Below are 17,201 nucleotides of genomic sequence, written 5' to 3' on the forward strand. Positions count from 1 at the left end.
AGAGTTGAAAGAAAAAAACTTAATATCCGAAATCTCAATCTTTTATTTGTAGTTTAAATAACAACTAACCACTAACTCCCAACTACTAACAACTAACCACTAACCAATAGCATTTATGGCTGCTAAGAATGAAACCGCAGTTTTAGCTCTAACTCTAATAATTACACTGGGATTATTAGGTATAGTTTATTGGTGGCTGAGTACTTCTGGTATCATTGCGAGTTCTTTCAGTAATAAGGGGACATGGCAAGTCAAACAATCGAATTATCAAAATTTTTCCCAAGTCCCAAAAGTGCCATCGGGATTATTTAGTTATGGCGGTAGCACAACTTGGGCACCCATCAGAAAAGATGTCGATCCAGCAATTCAAACTGTCTTTCCCGAATTTCAATTGCGGTACACTAACCCTACCACAGGGGCACCGGGTTCAGGAAGCGGTATAAAAATGCTTCTTGATAACCAACTAGCTTTTTCTCATTCCTCACGCCCCATCAAAAACCAAGAGTACCAACAAGCAAGCCAACGGGGCTTTACACTGCGAGAAGTTCCAGTCGCACTCGATGGGATTGCGATCGCAGTGCATCCAGAACTGAATGTACCAGGTTTAACTGTCGCCCAAATCAAAGATATTTACACGGGCAAAATAACCAACTGGAAGTCCTTAGGAGGTCCCGATTTACCCATTTTGCCTTACTCCCGACGTTTAGAAGAAGGGGGAACCGTTGAATTTTTCAGTGAAAACGTTTTAGGCGGCGAACAGTTTGGGACTAACATAAACTATATTCCTACAACAACACAAGCTTTGCGAGAAGTCGCGAGAAACCGAGGAAGTATTTACTATGCTTCCGCACCGGAAGTTGTCGGACAATGTACAGTTAAGCCCCTACCGCTAGGAAAATCTTCAGATACATTTGTACCACCCTATCAGGAACCATTCATTCCGCTATCTGAGTGTCCAAAACAACGGAACCAATTGAATGCAGTTGCGTTCCAGAAAGACCAATACCCCATTACCCGAAGATTATTTGTAATTATCAAACAAGAAGGTAATAGCGACCAACAAGCAGGAGAAGCTTATACCAATCTCATGCTGACAAATCAAGGTCAAGAATTAATTGCTAAAGCTGGATTTGTGAGAATTCGTTAATGGCTAATAGCTAATAGCTAATAGCTAATGGCTAATGGCTAATGGTGAGCCCAGTACGTTCCCTTGTGTGTGGCACTTTCGTGCCATAGGCGGGTTTCCCGCGCCCTGGCGACTGGTGAGTCCAGCCCTGTAGGCGGGTTTCCCGCGCCCTGGGGACTGGCGAACCCGCAGGGCGTATAGCCCTTACGGGCATAGCCTACGGCATCGCGGAGCGTGTGCCTTGCACATAGTGTCTTTGCTCCTAAGATACAAGGCGGGGCTAATGGCTAGTGCCCAATAGAAAATTGACAATTAGCTATTAGCTATTAGCCATCAGCAATTAACAAAACATTTTGGGCGGTCAATCTTTGGACAAGATCGGTACGACCACCCAATCGCTGCAAAATTTGACTGAGAATCCCGGCGTTATATACTGCGCTTCTTCTCCCGAAGTGGTTCCTCAATGTTCAATCAAGCCTTTACCTCTAGGGAGAACACTGGGGCAATTTGTTGCTCCCTATCCAGAATCGTTTGTTCTCCCCGATGCGTGTCCTGGTAAATGGAATCAGTTGAACACTGAGGCTTTCCGATCCGGAAGGTATCCCATAACGCGCAATCTGTTTGTTGTTATCAAACAGACCGGGCAATTCTAACAGCAAGCTAGTATGGCTTACGCTAACTTACTGCTCACTCAGCAGGGACAGGGACTTGTGACTCAAGCAGGATTTGTCAAAATTCGCTGACACCTACATTCTAATTACGGAGCTAACTAGCTCTATTAATCGACTCTGCTGGCAAGCAGATGAGATTATCGCCTTGAGTGAGAATTAAGCCCCGCTGACGCAATTTGCCCATCAAGCGGGTGACGGTGACACGTGTTGAACCAATGGCACTGCCAATTTGGGCATGGGTGAGGGGGAAAGGCAGGCAATAGCCGCGAATCACATCGGGATCTGTTTCACTCATTGCGGGCTCTCCGTATTCCTCAATAAGCAGTGTGAGGAATCCTAAGAGACGGTCAATTGTGCGGCGTTGTCCTAGAGCACTCAGCCACAGCAGTTTGCGTTGGTGCTGGTATCTAAAAGCGTCCATAACTTCCCGGCGGAAGTGAGGCCAGTTGTCTAGATCGTGCCAGTACATCCAGAGCACTGCTGTTTGGTCTACGTGGGCGTAAGACTGGAGTGTAAATGGTGACTGAGCAACAATTTCAAAGGGCTGACCGGCACCCACAAAACCCAGAAAAGCTTCTTCTGGTGTTCTGTTGATGCGTCGAGAGGTGAGCTGACTTGCAGTAGCGCTAACTTGGGCAGTTCCCACCATACGGATCGCACCTCTTTGCACTAGATACAGCAAACCAGGACGGGCTGGAATGCGTTCATCTTTGCTAAAGGTGCGGCAGCGATAGTGTTCTTGAGCCCAGTCAAGAATCCGTTGCCAAGTCAAAAAAGGACGAGATGCCTCAGAAAAGGAGGATGGAGATTGCATAGGTAACAAAGAGCGTTCGGCTGAAGACAAAGACGTTAAAAATGGGTGCAAGGAGTGTCTTCTTGTTGGCACTTCAAGCATTAATCCTAACAGTGCCAGCCATGAAAAAGGTAGACAATTTAGCATCTACTCTTTTTGTTATACATCTTACTGTACAATGAAGGTAGTAAAATTTACCCCTAATTAATTAAATTTTGCATAATTCTAATTTTCTCTCCATAGAATAAACTTATGTCTCTGGAAAGATGACATGGAATGACAGTCCAAAATGGCAGATTTTTTTTCTTGAGGTCTTCTTGCATCAAAAGATACATATCAGCAAATACACGGCTATAAAACAGCTAATATATAGTAAATTAGCATCTTCCTTAAGTATTTATGCTGCTTCAAGTAAGAGACTCTATACATCCGAGCAATTTATTCCTCTATCTCAAGGTAGAGATGATAAGAAAATTTTTTATATCTCAGGTATAGCCTTAAAATTAGCGAAATCTGAGAAATTACCACCTTTGGAGATAGCTAGCGGGTTGATTTCTCATATATCAAAAAATTATGACAATGATTTAATAATTAAAATTGTCCCTCCCGGTTGGATTCATTTAGAAGTGAGCCCTCCGGTGTTAGCAGCTTGGTTGCAAAGTGTTATTGAGGGACTGAGCAACAAGGGAGAAGGGGTAGACGAGGAAGAAAGTTCTCCCGTGTCTCCCGTGTCCCCTGCATCCCTTAATTCCCAATCCTCAATCTCAGATGCCTTATTTACTACTCAGTATGCTCATGCACGATGTTGTTCCCTTTTGCGCTTAGCAACACAAGAGGGGTTAATTAAACGTCAAGAAGATGAAATCGTTTCGTCAAATATTTTTATCCCCAATGTTATTCCTTGGCTTGACAGCGACGAAAAACTACAATTTGACCAAATAGCGTCCTACCGTCTCATAAATCAACTGGTAAAAGTGACTGACCAATTGTTTGATTGCGTTCGCCCTGTAAGTGACTCTCTTTGGAAACATCGTCCTGAATCAGCCAACTGGGAAAAAGCGGCGTTAGACCTCAGTCAAGCTTTTGGAACTTTTTGGGGTCAGTGTCGTATCTTCGGCGAGGTCAAAACAACTTCTCCCGAACTTGCAAAAGCGCGACTTGGATTAGTAATGGTGACTCAGACTGTGTTGAAATTTTTACTAGAAGAAAAGTTTCGTATTTTTGCCCCGCAAGAATTATAAAAGCAGCCCTTCGATTGAGGAGCGCAGAAAAAGTTCGCAATCCCTTTTCCCGAGGCTCTTTCCAACAATCTTGTAAAAAATCTAAAACTTCTCAAAACAATATTGACACTCAAAAAAAAATGGTGTACATTCTTTCTTGTGTGAGGAGCGAACCAGCAAGAGCACCGAGACGAAACACGGCCAGTCGTCGGTGCTCTTTCTGATTTTTAGTTGTTTGGTTAGTGGTTGGTAGTAAACAACAACCAAGAACTAACAACTATCAACTCAAGACGAAGGACGAACGATTTTTACGAAAGTAAAAATTTCTCAATGGCAACAGCTACACCATCTTCCTCTACATCAGGAGCTACCCATTGAGCTAAACGTTGTACTCCTTCTGGCGCATTGCCCATAGCGATACCGATGCTAGCATACTGTAACATTTCAGCATCGTTAAAATTGTCACCCACGGTCATAACGTTCGCGCTTTGCAGCCCTAACACTTCTTCAGCTAAATAACGCACTCCAAGTCCCTTATTGGCAAGAGGATGAGTTGCTTCAAAGAATGTAGCAACAGAAGTTGTGAGATACAGTTCTGCTGGCGTGTACTGGCGGCGTAAATTCCCCAGTAACTGCTCGATGACACTTTTGTCATCGCACAAAGCTAAGATTTTTGTGGGTTTACGGTGACAAAAGGGGCGCAAATCACCCACGGGAATAGGATTTATACCCGAACGTTGAGCGTAAAGTGCTGTTTCCTCTGTTATTTCTCTAACATAAAGTTGGTCATCAATATAGAAATGTACGGATAAAAGTTGGCGCAGTTCGGGTTGTTCAAAATAATCTAGAAGCTTAAGTGCAGCGTGTTCGGAAACAGGCAAATGACTGAGAATCTTTTGGGTAACGGGATCTTGAATCCACGCTCCTTGATAAGCTATTAAAGGTAGGTTAGAACGAATTTCTTGATGAAATCGCAAAGCCGAACGATACATACGCCCTGTTGCGATCGCTACTTGAATTCCCCGTGCTTGAACTGCAAAAATTGCCTGCTTGACTTTTGCACTGATTGTATTAGATTTTCCTGCGATCGTGCCATCAACATCTAAGACAAGCAGTTGAATATTAGAAGTAGCAGAAAAGTCCATGTTAAGTAAGGATAAAGTATGCAGTATAACGGATAAAGTATGAAGTAAACTCCACTTAGATGTATTTAAGGAGCCAATTTCAGATTTTCATGACACATTTTATCCTTTATCCTTCATACTTGATACTTTCTATAGATACTGAAATCAAAGTGATTAATTAACGTAGGATACTGGAGTGAGAGTTAGCGCTCCGTTTAAGTGAACAATTTTGTAGCCTTGTTACAAAACATAAAAGGGTTTCCATGAAAAACAATCGCTTAACAGAGGTTTTTTCTGCTATAGCTACTGTAGGTACTATCTTTTCGTCTGTAGTAGCACCTGTCAATGCAGCTTCATTAACCAATACTTCGGAATGGAATAATTTGGTTGCAAATCCAGTTCAATCAAGAACAACTGACGTATCGGGCTTTCAAACGCTAATTCCGCAACTTCAGCAATTTGTGCAACCAGAAGGAATCGCGATTCCTGAAAATCAAGTCAGAAGGCTAGACCCTTCCAGGTTACAACTCAAATCGGACAGTGGTGTTCGTGTTTGGTTCCTGAACGAAGGGGGTTTTTATCGCAACCAATTGGCTTACGAAACTATTCAAGGTTCAAATTATCAAGCAAATTTGATTTTTCAAGATGTTTCATGTATTAGTGGAAACAACAACAACTGCGAAAAGCCTGAGAGTAATGGAACTTTAAATGTTGGTGATTATGTTGATTTGGGAACAATCAGTGGCGGTTCGCAACTGAATTTTTGGTTAAGAGCAAATGGAGCTAATCCTCAAGACACAGGTGGTACAAATCCAGCCACAAACGTCAAAAATATTTACGGTGAGGATGCTACCCAAAATCCAGACGGTCTGGATCATATAGTTGCTTATCAGTATAACGATTACCTTTTAGTGGGATTTGAGGATCTGTTTGGACCCGAGGGTTCTCTAGAGGGAGGAAATGGGACTATTGCAAGCGATCGCGATTTTAACGACGTGGTGTTTGTCGTTGATATAGGCAAAAATAATTTAGATGGTAAAGCTTACATACCAGAACCTACCAGTGCTCTTGCTATTTTGGGCGTGGGAGTCGTGGGATTGCTCAAAATTAGTCGTCGCCGCATTAACAGTAACCAGTAACCATTAAAAAATTTTATTTAAATAGGGGTGCGTCTAATCACATACACCACCAAGCAGAAAAAACCTTATCTTGGGTGGTCATATGTTGAAGTCAGACTTAAATAAACCTAAGCCACAGCGAGAATCATCTGCTGAAATTCCTCTAATAATAATAAAACCGCCTCTTCGATAACAAAACATTAGGGCTCGTTATTTTGTTCGCTAAGTTGTTCCATAATTAAGCCCGCTTTCTCAGAGATTCTGGGAGGTGAATCTTTTGTACCACGATCTGCGTATTCCCAGAGTGTTAGCTCTTTTTGGATTGCTTATCCTGATATTTTTGAGTTTCGATTTGAAGATCTTTTTTAGAAACTGCTTGGGCGCAAGCTTTTTCCATGGTGGAGTGAATGACCTCTACTGGCGTCCGACCTGTGGCTAATTTGTAGGGTGCGAATAGGGAAAGATTGCGTCAGAAATATATTTATTTAGAGGAAAAACCTGTAATTCTCTTAGTGCCATTTTGGCAGTTAACAAGGAATATATATGAACGAATACAAGTAGGGCTCAAGCCCGATCGCATATTTCTAAGACTTGAGTGCATTTGTTCTCATAGGCGCAAAGAGCAAGAACCCCAACTTCTCAAAGAAGTTGGGGTTTTGAATTGTAAGAAGGGATATGGAGCAACAAATCATATCTTAACTATACCTCATACCTGTTGCCCGATTATCTACTTCGAGCGAAATTTCCCATGACTTCACTTGAGACAGTTTTGATTTCGGAAAACTACACTAATTTTACATAATTTTTTCAGTAAAAACCCTAGGGATAAAGAGTTAGCGAAGATGAAATTTAAGTGTAGACGTAGAAAATCACGGGCGTAATAATAATGAGTAACGCTTAAACATTACGTAGAAATCAGTAGCTCAAAAGCTTAGATTTACAATTATTTAACTTAATTGAAAAGAAATTATAAAGGAGTTTTATGATAAATAAAAATCAGCTAAAGAAACTTATAGCCGCCGCCGCTACAGTCGCTGGTGTATTTTCTACTGTCGCTCCTGCAAGTGCTAGTACGTTTACCTGGGGTGACTGGACAAAAACTTATGAGGTACAAGATAAGTCAACTGATACTTCAGGATTTCAAACTCTGATTTCTGAGTATCAAAAGTACGTACAGCCAGAATCTCTTGCGATTCCAGAAGATAAATTAACCAAACTAGACCCTACAAAACTTCGCTTGAAAAACGAAAGTAATGTTCGTATTTGGTTTCTCAATGAAGGTGCTACCTATAAAAACCAGCTAGCTTATGAAGCTGTAAAAGGCAATAATTCTCAGAAAGGTTTGCTTTTTAATGATGTATCCTGTGACATTTCTCAAGCAGCGAATTCAGCGTGTCAGCTTGGCGAAAACCCAGGGACTTTAGATATTGGAGATTATGTTGAGCTTGGTAAAGTAGCAGGTGGATCGCAACTCAACTTCTTTATGAAAACAGATGGGTTTAACAATCCTGATGGACCTGTTTACGGTGCAGACCCAACAAAAAATCCAGATTTATTAGAGCATTTAGTTGCTTATGAAATCGATGATTACTTATTAATAGGCTTTGAAGATTTACCCGGACCAGAAGGCATTTCTTCCGATCGCGATTTCAATGACGTTGTGTTCGTTGTTGATGTTGGTAAAGATAACATCGAATCCGTACCCGAACCTGCAACTGCAATGGCATTGTTAGCAGCGTCGGCGGCGGGTGTGATGACATTGCGCCGTCGGGAATCAACGACCAATGACCAGTGACAAATGACGATCCTTGTAGAAGCAACTGGTTAGAATATATGTATCACTCAAACATCAGTTAGCTTCCAAATTTTTAATGAAAACACACCCCACATTCATTCTTGTAGATGGGCATTCCCTAGCCTTTCGTTCGTACTTTGCCTTTGCGAAAGGAAAAGATGGTGGATTGAGGACGAAGACAGGGATACCCACAAGTGTGTGTTTCGGCTTTCTGAAATCTCTATTAGAGGTTATGGCAACAGAACAGCCCCAAGCAATGGCAATAGCCTTTGACTTGGGTTTGCCAACTTTTCGTCATGAAGCTGACGACACGTATAAAGCAGATCGTCCGGGGACACCAGAAGATTTTATTCCTGACCTAAAAAACCTGCAAGAATTACTGGACGCGTTGAATCTAAAAATTGTCACTGCTGCTGGGTATGAAGCAGATGACGTGTTGGGAACTTTAGCACAAAAGGCAGCAGCATCGGGGTATAGAGTCAAAATTCTGACGGGCGATCGCGATTTATACCAACTTATTGACCCCAGCAAAGACATTAGCGTTTTGTATTTCAGCCCAGATGCTCTCAAACGCAATACCAATGCTGGTATCAGCGAGTTTAGTGTAGAACAAGTTAAAGAGAAGTTGGGTATTGAACCATCCCAAGTCGTAGATTACAAAGCCCTTTGCGGTGATAAATCAGACAATATTCCCGGAGTCAGAGGAATTGGGGAAAAAACAGCAGTCCAGTTGCTTAAGGAGTATGGTTCTCTAGAAAAAATTTATGCTTCATTGGGACAAATAAAAGGTGCAACTCAGAAAAAATTAGAAACAGGTAAAGAAGACGCGGAAAAATCTCGCTATTTAGCAGCAATCGTTCTAAATGTACCCTTGGAAATTAATTTAGAGGAATGCACTCTCAAAGGGTTTGATACTAATAACATCATTCCAATTTTAGAAAAGCTAGAATTTAAAACTTTTTTAGGCAAAATTAACGAACTCCAACAAAAGTTTGGCGGAACGGTTGAAGAAGCATCAGAAAGCACAGAGGAACCAGACGCAACCTCATTTCCACTCCCCACCTATGAAGGTGAAGATGTGTGGTTTTTTAGTCCTGAAGATACAGAAGCATCCCAACAAAATCCGACAGATTCTGCAATTCATCCCCGGATCGTAGATACTCCAGCAAAACTAACAGAATTAGTCAACCTGCTACAAAAGTTTACAGACCCAAAATACCCTGTTGCTTGGGATACGGAAACCAGCGATTTAGAACCAAGAGATGCATTTTTAGTAGGAATTGGTTGCTGTTGGGGAACGGAACCAGATGAAGTCGCTTACATTCCCCTCGGTCATAAAACTGGAGAAAATTTAGAGCTAGAAATAGCTTTAGAAGCACTCCGCCCAATTCTTGAAAGTGCAAATTACCCTAAAACTTTGCAAAATGCTAAGTTTGACCGTTTAATTCTTCGCTGTCAGGGAATAAAACTTGCAGGAGTTGTCTTTGACCCCATGCTAGCCAGTTATGTTTTAAACCCAGATGGAAACCACAATCTTAGTAGCTTATCCCAACGTTATTTGGGTTTAATAGCAATGAGTTACTCTGAGTTAGTTCCTAAGGGAAAAACTATTGCCGATTTAGATATCCCTTCCGTAGCTAATTACTGTGGTATGGATGTTTACACCACATTTCAACTAGTCCCAAAATTGCGTGAAGAACTCGAAAAAATTGATGTTACTAACAGTCTTTTAGATACAGAAAGTAATAGGTCTTTAGAAAATTTATTACTAAAAGTAGAACAACCACTAGAACCAGTTTTAGCAGAGATGGAGTACAGGGGAATTCGTATAGATACTGCTTATCTGCAAGAACTATCCCGTGGATTAGAAACAGATTTAGCCAAGTTTGAACAACAGGCTTACAATTTGGCAGGAGAGACATTTAATTTAGGTTCTCCAAAACAATTGAGTCAAATACTATTTGACAAATTGAAGTTAAGCACTAAACATTCCCGGAAAATCCAAACAGGTTATTCTACTGACGCTGCAACACTAGAAAAATTGAGAGAAGTTGATACAACGGGAATTGTAGATGCCATTGTTGAGTATCGTACCCTATCTAAATTGAAATCTACTTATGTAGACGCATTACCCGAACTCGTCCGTGAGGATACTAAACGAGTACACACTAGCTTCAACCAGACAGCAACATCTACAGGTCGTTTGTCTTCTTCCAATCCAAATTTACAGAATATACCCATTCGTACCGCTTTTAGCCGTCAGATTCGCAAAGCCTTCATACCTGAATCTGGTTACTTAATGGTAGCTGCTGATTATTCACAAATTGAGTTGCGAATTTTAGCCCATTTGAGTCAAGAACCTGTCTTAGTTGCAGCTTATCAGAATAATGAGGATATTCATAAAGTGACAGCAAAGCTGATTTTTGAAAAAGAAGATGTCACATCAGATGAGCGAAGGTTAGCTAAAACTATCAACTTTGGTGTAATTTATGGCATGGGTTCTCAGAGATTTTCCCGTTCTACAGGGGTAGAAAAAACTGATGCTAACGAGTTTATTAAACGGTTTAACAACCGCTATCCTAAAATCTTTGAGTATTTGGAGTTTGTGAAAAAGCAAGCTGTTACCCAAGGATACGTAGAAACTATTTTTGGGCGTCGGAGATACTTTGACTTTACAAGCAATAGTTTGCGCGATCTTAAAGGTAGCAATCCTGTAGATATAAACCTCAGCAAATATAAGAATCTGGGTCCATACGATGCAGGATTGCTACGTGCTGCAGCCAACGCGCCAATTCAAGGCTCTAGCGCTGACATTATTAAAGTCGCAATGGTAAAACTGCACGATATTTTGCAGAATTATAAGGCCCGGTTGTTGCTACAAGTTCATGATGAACTTGTTTTTGAAGTTCCACCAGAGGAATGGGAAGAACTGCAAAGCGTTATTAAATCTACAATGGAAAATGCAGTCTCTCTATCTGTACCATTGCTTGTAGAGGCGCGTGCAGGTGAAAATTGGATGGAGACAAAATAGACTTGATAAGGGTTGGTTGTTAGTTATTAGTTGTTAACAGGACTTACGCAACTTCAACGGTATTTTAGGTATTTTACGCGTTGCCGATCCCCCATCTCTCCTTAAAAAGCTAGGGTGGTGTACACAAGTCTTCTAAAGTGTATTCTTGCGGTTTCGATCCCCCCTAACCCCCCTTAAAAAAGGGGGAAACTTAATTTCAATTCTGCCTTTTCACGATGTTTCATCTCTTTTATAGAGATCTGTACACCACCGTAGCTTAAAAAGGGGGGCTTTGCGTAAGTCCTAGTTAATCTTAACCACTAACCCTTAACATAAAAACTATATCTATGCTTGTCTGATTCATCAGTCAAGTTGACATAAAATGCAGTAGAAAGAGGGGGAAACTCATAAGGTTGAAACTGATTTAAGCTTTCACAAGTTTCTAGAGGAAATGGTTTTCTCTCTGGGACGTCATTCCAACCAATAATTAAAATCCCTCCTTTTCGTAAAGAGTGATAACAACCTGCAAATGCTTTCTCTACTTCTTCTCGCTCGTTCAATCCCCACCCAAAAACGCCATTGCAGAAGATAACATCTAAATCGTTTTCAGGAAAACGATCGCTCAGTTCGCTCATGGAACCAACAATGTGATTTTTGGCTCCATAGATTGTCTTTACTGGATTAATATCAATTGTCCAATATTCTTTTTCTCTAAACCATTTCTCATAGTGTTTTGTGTAGGGAGCGCATCCTACGAATAAAATTTTGGCAAACTCTTCTCGTTCGAGAAAATAAGGAATTATTTTCTGTTCTAAAATGTAGCGATCGTGAGTCTCTAAAGGCATTTCTTTACCAAGAACTGTGTTGGTAACAACCTGCAAGCGTTTCAAAATCGTTTGGGGGTTTGTCAACATGGTGGAATACACTATTGATATTTGCAAGACTATGTAATCTCTGTAACTACTTACGCAGTAAGTATACGTATATTAGACAAGAGTACCTTAAAGCTCTTATTAAGATAATATTAATATTTATTTAAAAAAATACGTAAATTTTTAATTTACGTATTTTTTCTTAAAGCATTTAAAATTTATACAATTTATGCTACGTATTGAGTATCTTACTCTTAGTTTTTATTAAAATCGTGCCTGTATACGGATCTAACCTAATTACTTTTGATGGTATTAACGGCGATCGTTATTGGTTTGACGAACCAATTAACTTAACTGGAGTGAAGGACATTGACGAACAGTTAAGCGGCTTTCCAGTTGCAATTTTTTTACCACATAACAGATCGCCAGACCAAACGCCATTGGTTATAGGTTTGCAAGGAATGTCCGCTCCATATGGCTGGAATGCTTTTATAGTGCCAACCCTAACGCAAATGGGTATAGCTGTTGCTTTGGTTGAGACTCCTTTTGCAGGCGAACGCAGTCTGGTACGCACATTCACCGCTTTGGTGGAAAATGAGATTGAGCCGTTACTTGAGAGAAATATTGCGTTTGATACAGAACTTTTGTTGCGGATTTTTCAATGTGTAGCCCGTGACATTATCGCGGTACGTAATTTTTGCTGTCAGTGTTACGGTTTGACAGATAGCCGACTAGCACTATTTGGCGTCAGCATGGGAGTTTTACAAACGGGGTATGCTTTTACGTCTCTGGGGATTGGAGATCGATTGTTGGGAACAATTGGTCATACCAACCTACAGTCTTTCGGCAAAAGCTGGGGTTACAATATATTGCCCGATTTGGCGGCTTCGCCCTTGGGTGGTCTCCTCAGACAAGTCCGACCGGATTTAAAGCCCAGGCTCGAGGTTTTGCAAGTCGCGAAAAAGCTAAAAGATGGCGATCGCTACAGCCGAGAGTGCAACCCCATGACTTACGTTGAACGAGTTAACCCTTCGCGTCGCGCTCGATTTTTGGTAGGGGATTGCGATCGCATGGTTCGCGTTCAAGATGCGCGTGCTTGCGCTCAACGTTTTCCCGATGGTGCTTGTTATGTTGTTCCAGGATTGGGACATGGCTATACAAATGATGGGCGAACATTTGTTGACCACGTGCGTTATTTTTTAATGACACAACTAGAAGATTGGCAGGGATAATCTTAATAATCTTCATCAGTAAAAAATTCAGCATCATCTTCTTCTGGAGAATTTCTTTGCCCCGAAACCGCAAGACCCCATAGGGGTTGCAGCAGCGCCGTACCAATTATTCCCACAACAGCGCAGAAAGCCAGAACTAGACCAACGGGAATTTGAACGGACCTAAAATTCAGAAATTTTAATGATACGGGTTCGGCATTTTGTACTGAAAGGATTGCTATCCCCATCACCCAGCTCGCTACAACTATCGATGTCAGTAAATTTGCTACAGTTTTCATAGTCCTGTTTGTTGATGAATGTGAAGTTAGTAGTGGGCATTCACTCTATTTAACAAATTCTTCATTTATCGTAATAACTTTTAATACATTGCGCTCTATTGGGCAAGAAGCACGTAAGTGACACAGACTCTGAGTTGAGAGAGAACGTAGAAATTGAGTTGGAAAGGTTACTAGATCGTGACAGAGCATCTGATACATCTCTAATAATTTGCCACAATAGTATCAGTAATTTCTGAACTCACAGAATCCGCATGGTTGGGGAGAGATCTTTTCTTGCCTTACCGTGTTGGATTTTGGCTTACAGCCCAAGCCAAAGCGTCAAAGCAATGTTAATTTCAGAGCAGCCTTTTGCCAGCTATCACCTTTGGTCTTTAATTGCCCCAGCCGTGGGGCAACGTTCGCATTGCCAAATGAGACGCGGTTTTATTAAAGCACGGCAGCACGAACCTCAGGTTAAAGTTCTGATGGCAAAAGCGACGGCTTCCCAACGCATTGGCTTGCTAGCACAGAAAGGTGTTTATGAATTTCATCACCAGATACATTTATTAAAGCAATCAGATGGCGTACAAAAAGTTGCACAACTGCTGAAATTAAGTCACTTTACAGATGAAGTTAAGCAACGAGTTCTGCAAATTTTAAACCAATATCACAGTACTCCTTTGCTTTCGGGCAAACGTATTCTTTTGCTAACCCGTGGTGATGAAGGTTTTCCCAAACCAATTTTTGTGAAACAGCAGCATTACTGCTTTCGCTTGTATGCTGCAATGGATTGCATCTTTATTGAGTCCGATCGCACTTTACATATTGTAGACTTTAAAACTGGTAAATCTGCCTTCGATCGCAGACAGGCACTAGTCTATCTAGTAGCAGCTCGCTATCTCTATCCTCAGTATGAGGCGATCGCCTCATTTTACAATTTAGAACTTTGTAAAACTTCGGAAATCATAAGTGTTTCTAAGAAAGAATTAGACGTTATTGAACGTGAATTATCGGAGATTGCTAAAAAACACCAAAAAGATTTGCAAAAATATCAAGAAAAACACAGTAAATTTAGCGATATTTTTCCACCAACACCCGGCTATCACTGTCGGTTTTGCCCGTTTAACTCAATCTGCGAGTTTTCCGCAGTGAAACCTTCCGAAAATAGGAGTTAGAGGTTGGGTAAGAAACCAATTTCCCACACCCAATTCCTTTTTCATTCATGAAACCGATAAAAACTAAAGCAATCTACCTTCATCAAGGAGTTTATACCCTACAGATAATGCTGAGAAAGCAACAAAGAAATTCCATAAACTTGTAGTTTGGAAGATAACTCCTCCGCTTAACAAAGCTAGTACCATGCTTATTCCCAATAAAATCCATCCGAGATTGTCTGTATTTTTGGGAAAGAAAATTAATGTAAAAATACCCAAAATTAATGCTAACATTGAGCCAGTAGCAGGGAAGCTTTGATAAAAAAAGCTATGATATCTACTAGCAAATATAAGATTTTGAACGAGATAGTAAACGCAAATCAGTAGTAGAACCAAGCCTGTAACTTTGATCGACAATTTACTCATACATTTCATAGCAAAGTAAGCTAATTTTGATATTATTTAGCTTCTGCCTGTATATGCCTGCGAAATTTTACGTATCTTTTCTTTAAGTTTTATTATTTGTTAAATATTACGAGAAAATACGTATTTATAAGAATAAAAATGACTCATTTAGAAAATACACTCCTTGTAACCAATTTTTTAACTCTAGTTTAGCGCCAAAACTCTCTAACAAATTATCGGAAGCCGAAGTCGCTAAAATCCACAAACGGGGTAAATCTTCCTCTGGGAAAGAAGTTCTTTCTCTCTTTGCTCTCCGTTGCAATTCTCCAAAGTACGAAAATAGCTTTAGTATGCAATTTCGCACCTCTGTTCTGCTTGGTTGATTGCGAAATGGTTCTAACAAACAACTGCTTGCTGTCATTTTCCCTAAATGAAGAAGCTTTACACGCCTATCTCGACAAGCTTCATGCTGAGAATCCGCGCTCGCACGTGTATAGTCCGGAAGACAGTGTGTCTGAAGCCGTTGCAGAGTAACTAAAGCTCATTCCACAAGTGTCAGGAGGCGGAGCCTCTAAAAAGGCATTCCCAGGCGGAGCCTGGGAACGAGATGAAAAGCCACCGAATCGAGATGAAGGGTCGAACTCAGGTTAAAAACGAGGGCTATGCGTAAGTCTTGCTGGTTACTGGTTACTGCTCACTGCTCGCTGAAAGGAGGTAATTCTCCGAGAATTGTAAAACGAATGTGATTGATAGCCAACTCCCCAATAGAAACATCTTCTTTTGTCAGCTTTGCACCTTTACTCGTCAAAGTTTCAAAAGAAATACCTTTGCCAATTTCAACGTGATACCAACCCAAACCCATGAAAAATCTGGTGGGATAGGGTCCGCCATAACCCATATCATCAGGATTGGATTCCATGGGTAACCAACCAAAACCAGGTACGTAGAATTCCAGCCAAACATGATTGTATTGGGGCTGCATGGGAACTTGCTGGTACTCAGCATAGCTGGGGCATTTGTATCGACCTACAGTCCGACAGGGAATCCCATTTAATCGACATAAAGCCAGCAAAACACCCACATATTCTCCACAGGAACCCACACCCCTTTCTAAAACAATATCTGGTGTATCTATGTGAGGTTTAATACCGTAGGACAACTCATCATAAACGTAGTTGCGAATGCTATACATTTTTCGCAGCAAGTTGGTTTCCGTTCCAATGGCTTCACGGGCGGCGCGACGGACAATGTTAGTATCCATTGCCAAATCGTCATTATCTACTAAATAACGCTCTTGCTGTTCTGGTGTAGGTTCGTCAAGATCTTCTACATCTGACGGAGTGAGACGATACTTAATTCCTCGGACTTCTAAGATTGCCTTCCAACCAAATAAATGTCGTTCGCCTGGAGTCAAAGCATCAAATTTAAAGACAGCAACTCGTTGTCCATCGACTATGTCTTCTGTAAAAGGCAAACCAATATATTCTACGTGTTTCACCTTTTGGCGGTCGGTTTCTGATGGCAAAGCGATGCGCCATTCTACCTCTGGGATATAAACTTCATCTAAAGGCGCAATTTCCTCTACGTAAGACATTTCTAAGAGATAGCCGTTAGAGAGGGCATAGCGTTTTTCTCGATTGTAATGGTAATGTAGGGGATGAATAAAAGTGCGATCGCGATATGATAGCTCGTGACTGGGGTCGGCATTTGGGTTATCTCGGACATAGGGTTCCTCAGAAGCATAGGCGATGTAGAGAGTTTTCTCCCCAGTCTCGGTATTTTTGTAAATTGCTATACCTGAAGGCTCGTCAAACGGGGTTAGTACGCTAAATTGAACTCCCCCAGTTGCTCGATCGATGCAGTAGACACTTTGCTCCGTGCGATCGCAAACCCACAGCGTTTCTTCATCCACTGCCAAATTTTCTATTCCTACTCCAGGTGCGTAAAACTTAGTAATTTGTTTCCGTGTATTGCGATCGAAAACCAGTATATCCCCCAGCTTTTGAGAACTGACATAGACAGTAGATTCCCAAACAGCAATACCATCCGCAGGATATGGCAAGGTGACAAAGTGCTCCAATCCCAACGATGCTAACTTACACAAATAGACACTATTGTCCCGAGTCAGCCAAAGAGTATCATCCCATACAGCAATCCCGGTAACACCCGTAAATTCACGGTTTTGATGGGGATTGAGAACTTTTGTATTATCAGAATGGGGGTCAATTGAGAGCAAATGACCTTTAGCAGTATCAATAGCAATGAGTGTATCCTGGATAAAGGTAATGCCACAGAGGGCGGCAGCGCTATGGGGTCGAATTGTCCTTTGCCCAATCATTTGGTTAATAGGAAAACTGGGGAGTGCAAAAGTCATATTAAACTAATTTATTCAAATGTTTAACATTTTAGGAATTAAAAGGGATT

Annotated in this window: 14 protein-coding genes and 1 pseudogene; 8 read left to right on the forward strand and 7 right to left on the reverse strand. The window is 41.2% G+C overall.

The genetic code is table 11. The annotated features are described in order from the left end of the window. Positions 1–115: 115 nt before the first annotated feature. A complete protein-coding gene (locus tag AB0756_RS23160) occupies positions 116–1,147 on the forward strand; it encodes a PstS family phosphate ABC transporter substrate-binding protein (RefSeq protein ID WP_038091828.1) in 1,032 nt (343 codons plus the stop codon). A 323-nt stretch (positions 1,148–1,470) separates the two neighbouring features. After that, positions 1,471–1,869 (forward strand): annotated as a pseudogene (locus tag AB0756_RS23165) (phosphate ABC transporter substrate-binding protein); the annotation flags it as partial. Positions 1,870–1,891: 22 nt separating this feature from the next. Here the strand turns inward: AB0756_RS23165 and AB0756_RS23170 are convergent. Continuing rightward, positions 1,892–2,611 (reverse strand): Crp/Fnr family transcriptional regulator, encoded by a 720-nt coding sequence (locus AB0756_RS23170; RefSeq protein ID WP_011318554.1) that lies wholly within the window; start codon positions 2,609–2,611, stop codon positions 1,892–1,894. 245 nt (positions 2,612–2,856) lie between these two features. Here AB0756_RS23170 and AB0756_RS23175 point away from each other — a divergent pair, with 245 nt between their 5' ends. Then, positions 2,857–3,831 (forward strand): DALR anticodon-binding domain-containing protein, encoded by a 975-nt coding sequence (locus AB0756_RS23175; RefSeq protein WP_082051585.1) that lies wholly within the window; start codon positions 2,857–2,859, stop codon positions 3,829–3,831. Between the two features lie 287 nt (positions 3,832–4,118). Here AB0756_RS23175 and AB0756_RS23180 read toward each other — a convergent pair whose 3' ends face one another. Beyond that, positions 4,119–4,955: a Cof-type HAD-IIB family hydrolase gene (locus AB0756_RS23180; protein ID WP_038091831.1), complete on the reverse strand. Its 837-nt coding sequence runs from the start codon at positions 4,953–4,955 to the stop codon at positions 4,119–4,121. 242 nt (positions 4,956–5,197) lie between these two features. Here AB0756_RS23180 and AB0756_RS23185 point away from each other — a divergent pair, with 242 nt between their 5' ends. The 3 genes from AB0756_RS23185 to polA all read left to right on the forward strand — a co-directional run bounded on the left by AB0756_RS23185 (position 5,198) and on the right by polA (position 10,878). After that, positions 5,198–6,073 carry a PEP-CTERM domain protein gene (locus tag AB0756_RS23185; protein ID WP_050045178.1) on the forward strand — a complete coding sequence of 292 codons (876 nt, stop codon included), beginning with the start codon at positions 5,198–5,200 and terminating at the stop codon, positions 6,071–6,073. 961 nt (positions 6,074–7,034) lie between these two features. Continuing rightward, positions 7,035–7,847, forward strand: coding sequence for a DUF4114 domain-containing protein (locus AB0756_RS23190; protein ID WP_038091835.1), 813 nt, complete (start codon positions 7,035–7,037; stop codon positions 7,845–7,847). A gap of 76 nt (positions 7,848–7,923) precedes the next feature. Beyond that, positions 7,924–10,878, forward strand: coding sequence for a DNA polymerase I (gene polA / locus AB0756_RS23195; protein ID WP_167844751.1), 2,955 nt, complete (start codon positions 7,924–7,926; stop codon positions 10,876–10,878). 299 nt (positions 10,879–11,177) lie between these two features. Here polA and AB0756_RS23200 read toward each other — a convergent pair whose 3' ends face one another. Beyond that, the gene (locus AB0756_RS23200; RefSeq protein ID WP_038091839.1) at positions 11,178–11,771 is read right to left on the reverse strand and encodes a class I SAM-dependent methyltransferase; all 594 of its coding nucleotides are present in this window, start codon (positions 11,769–11,771) and stop codon (positions 11,178–11,180) included. 230 nt (positions 11,772–12,001) lie between these two features. Between AB0756_RS23200 and AB0756_RS23205 the strand changes: the two genes are divergently transcribed. After that, complete coding sequence (locus tag AB0756_RS23205; protein WP_038091853.1) at positions 12,002–12,961, forward strand: alpha/beta hydrolase family protein; 960 nt, start codon at positions 12,002–12,004, stop codon at positions 12,959–12,961. A gap of 2 nt (positions 12,962–12,963) precedes the next feature. Here AB0756_RS23205 and AB0756_RS23210 read toward each other — a convergent pair whose 3' ends face one another. Continuing rightward, positions 12,964–13,239 (reverse strand): LapA family protein, encoded by a 276-nt coding sequence (locus tag AB0756_RS23210; RefSeq protein WP_038091855.1) that lies wholly within the window; start codon positions 13,237–13,239, stop codon positions 12,964–12,966. A gap of 326 nt (positions 13,240–13,565) precedes the next feature. Here AB0756_RS23210 and AB0756_RS23215 point away from each other — a divergent pair, with 326 nt between their 5' ends. Continuing rightward, the gene (locus AB0756_RS23215; protein ID WP_038091891.1) at positions 13,566–14,393 is read left to right on the forward strand and encodes a PD-(D/E)XK nuclease family protein; all 828 of its coding nucleotides are present in this window, start codon (positions 13,566–13,568) and stop codon (positions 14,391–14,393) included. A gap of 63 nt (positions 14,394–14,456) precedes the next feature. On the opposite strand, the gene AB0756_RS23220 is transcribed toward AB0756_RS23215, so the two are convergent. From AB0756_RS23220 to AB0756_RS23230, 3 genes are all read right to left on the reverse strand, one after another. After that, positions 14,457–14,798, reverse strand: a complete 342-nt coding sequence (locus tag AB0756_RS23220; protein WP_038091893.1) for a hypothetical protein — start codon at positions 14,796–14,798, stop codon at positions 14,457–14,459. A gap of 124 nt (positions 14,799–14,922) precedes the next feature. Beyond that, positions 14,923–15,198 (reverse strand): hypothetical protein, encoded by a 276-nt coding sequence (locus AB0756_RS23225; protein ID WP_202048653.1) that lies wholly within the window; start codon positions 15,196–15,198, stop codon positions 14,923–14,925. A gap of 273 nt (positions 15,199–15,471) precedes the next feature. Beyond that, positions 15,472–17,151, reverse strand: a complete 1,680-nt coding sequence (locus AB0756_RS23230; RefSeq protein ID WP_038091857.1) for a transglutaminase domain-containing protein — start codon at positions 17,149–17,151, stop codon at positions 15,472–15,474. Between the last annotated feature and the right edge of the window lie 50 nt (positions 17,152–17,201).

It is taken from the genome of Tolypothrix campylonemoides VB511288_2 (genome assembly GCF_045999855.1).
Classification (GTDB): domain Bacteria; phylum Cyanobacteriota; class Cyanobacteriia; order Cyanobacteriales; family Nostocaceae; genus Scytonema; species Scytonema bouteillei_A.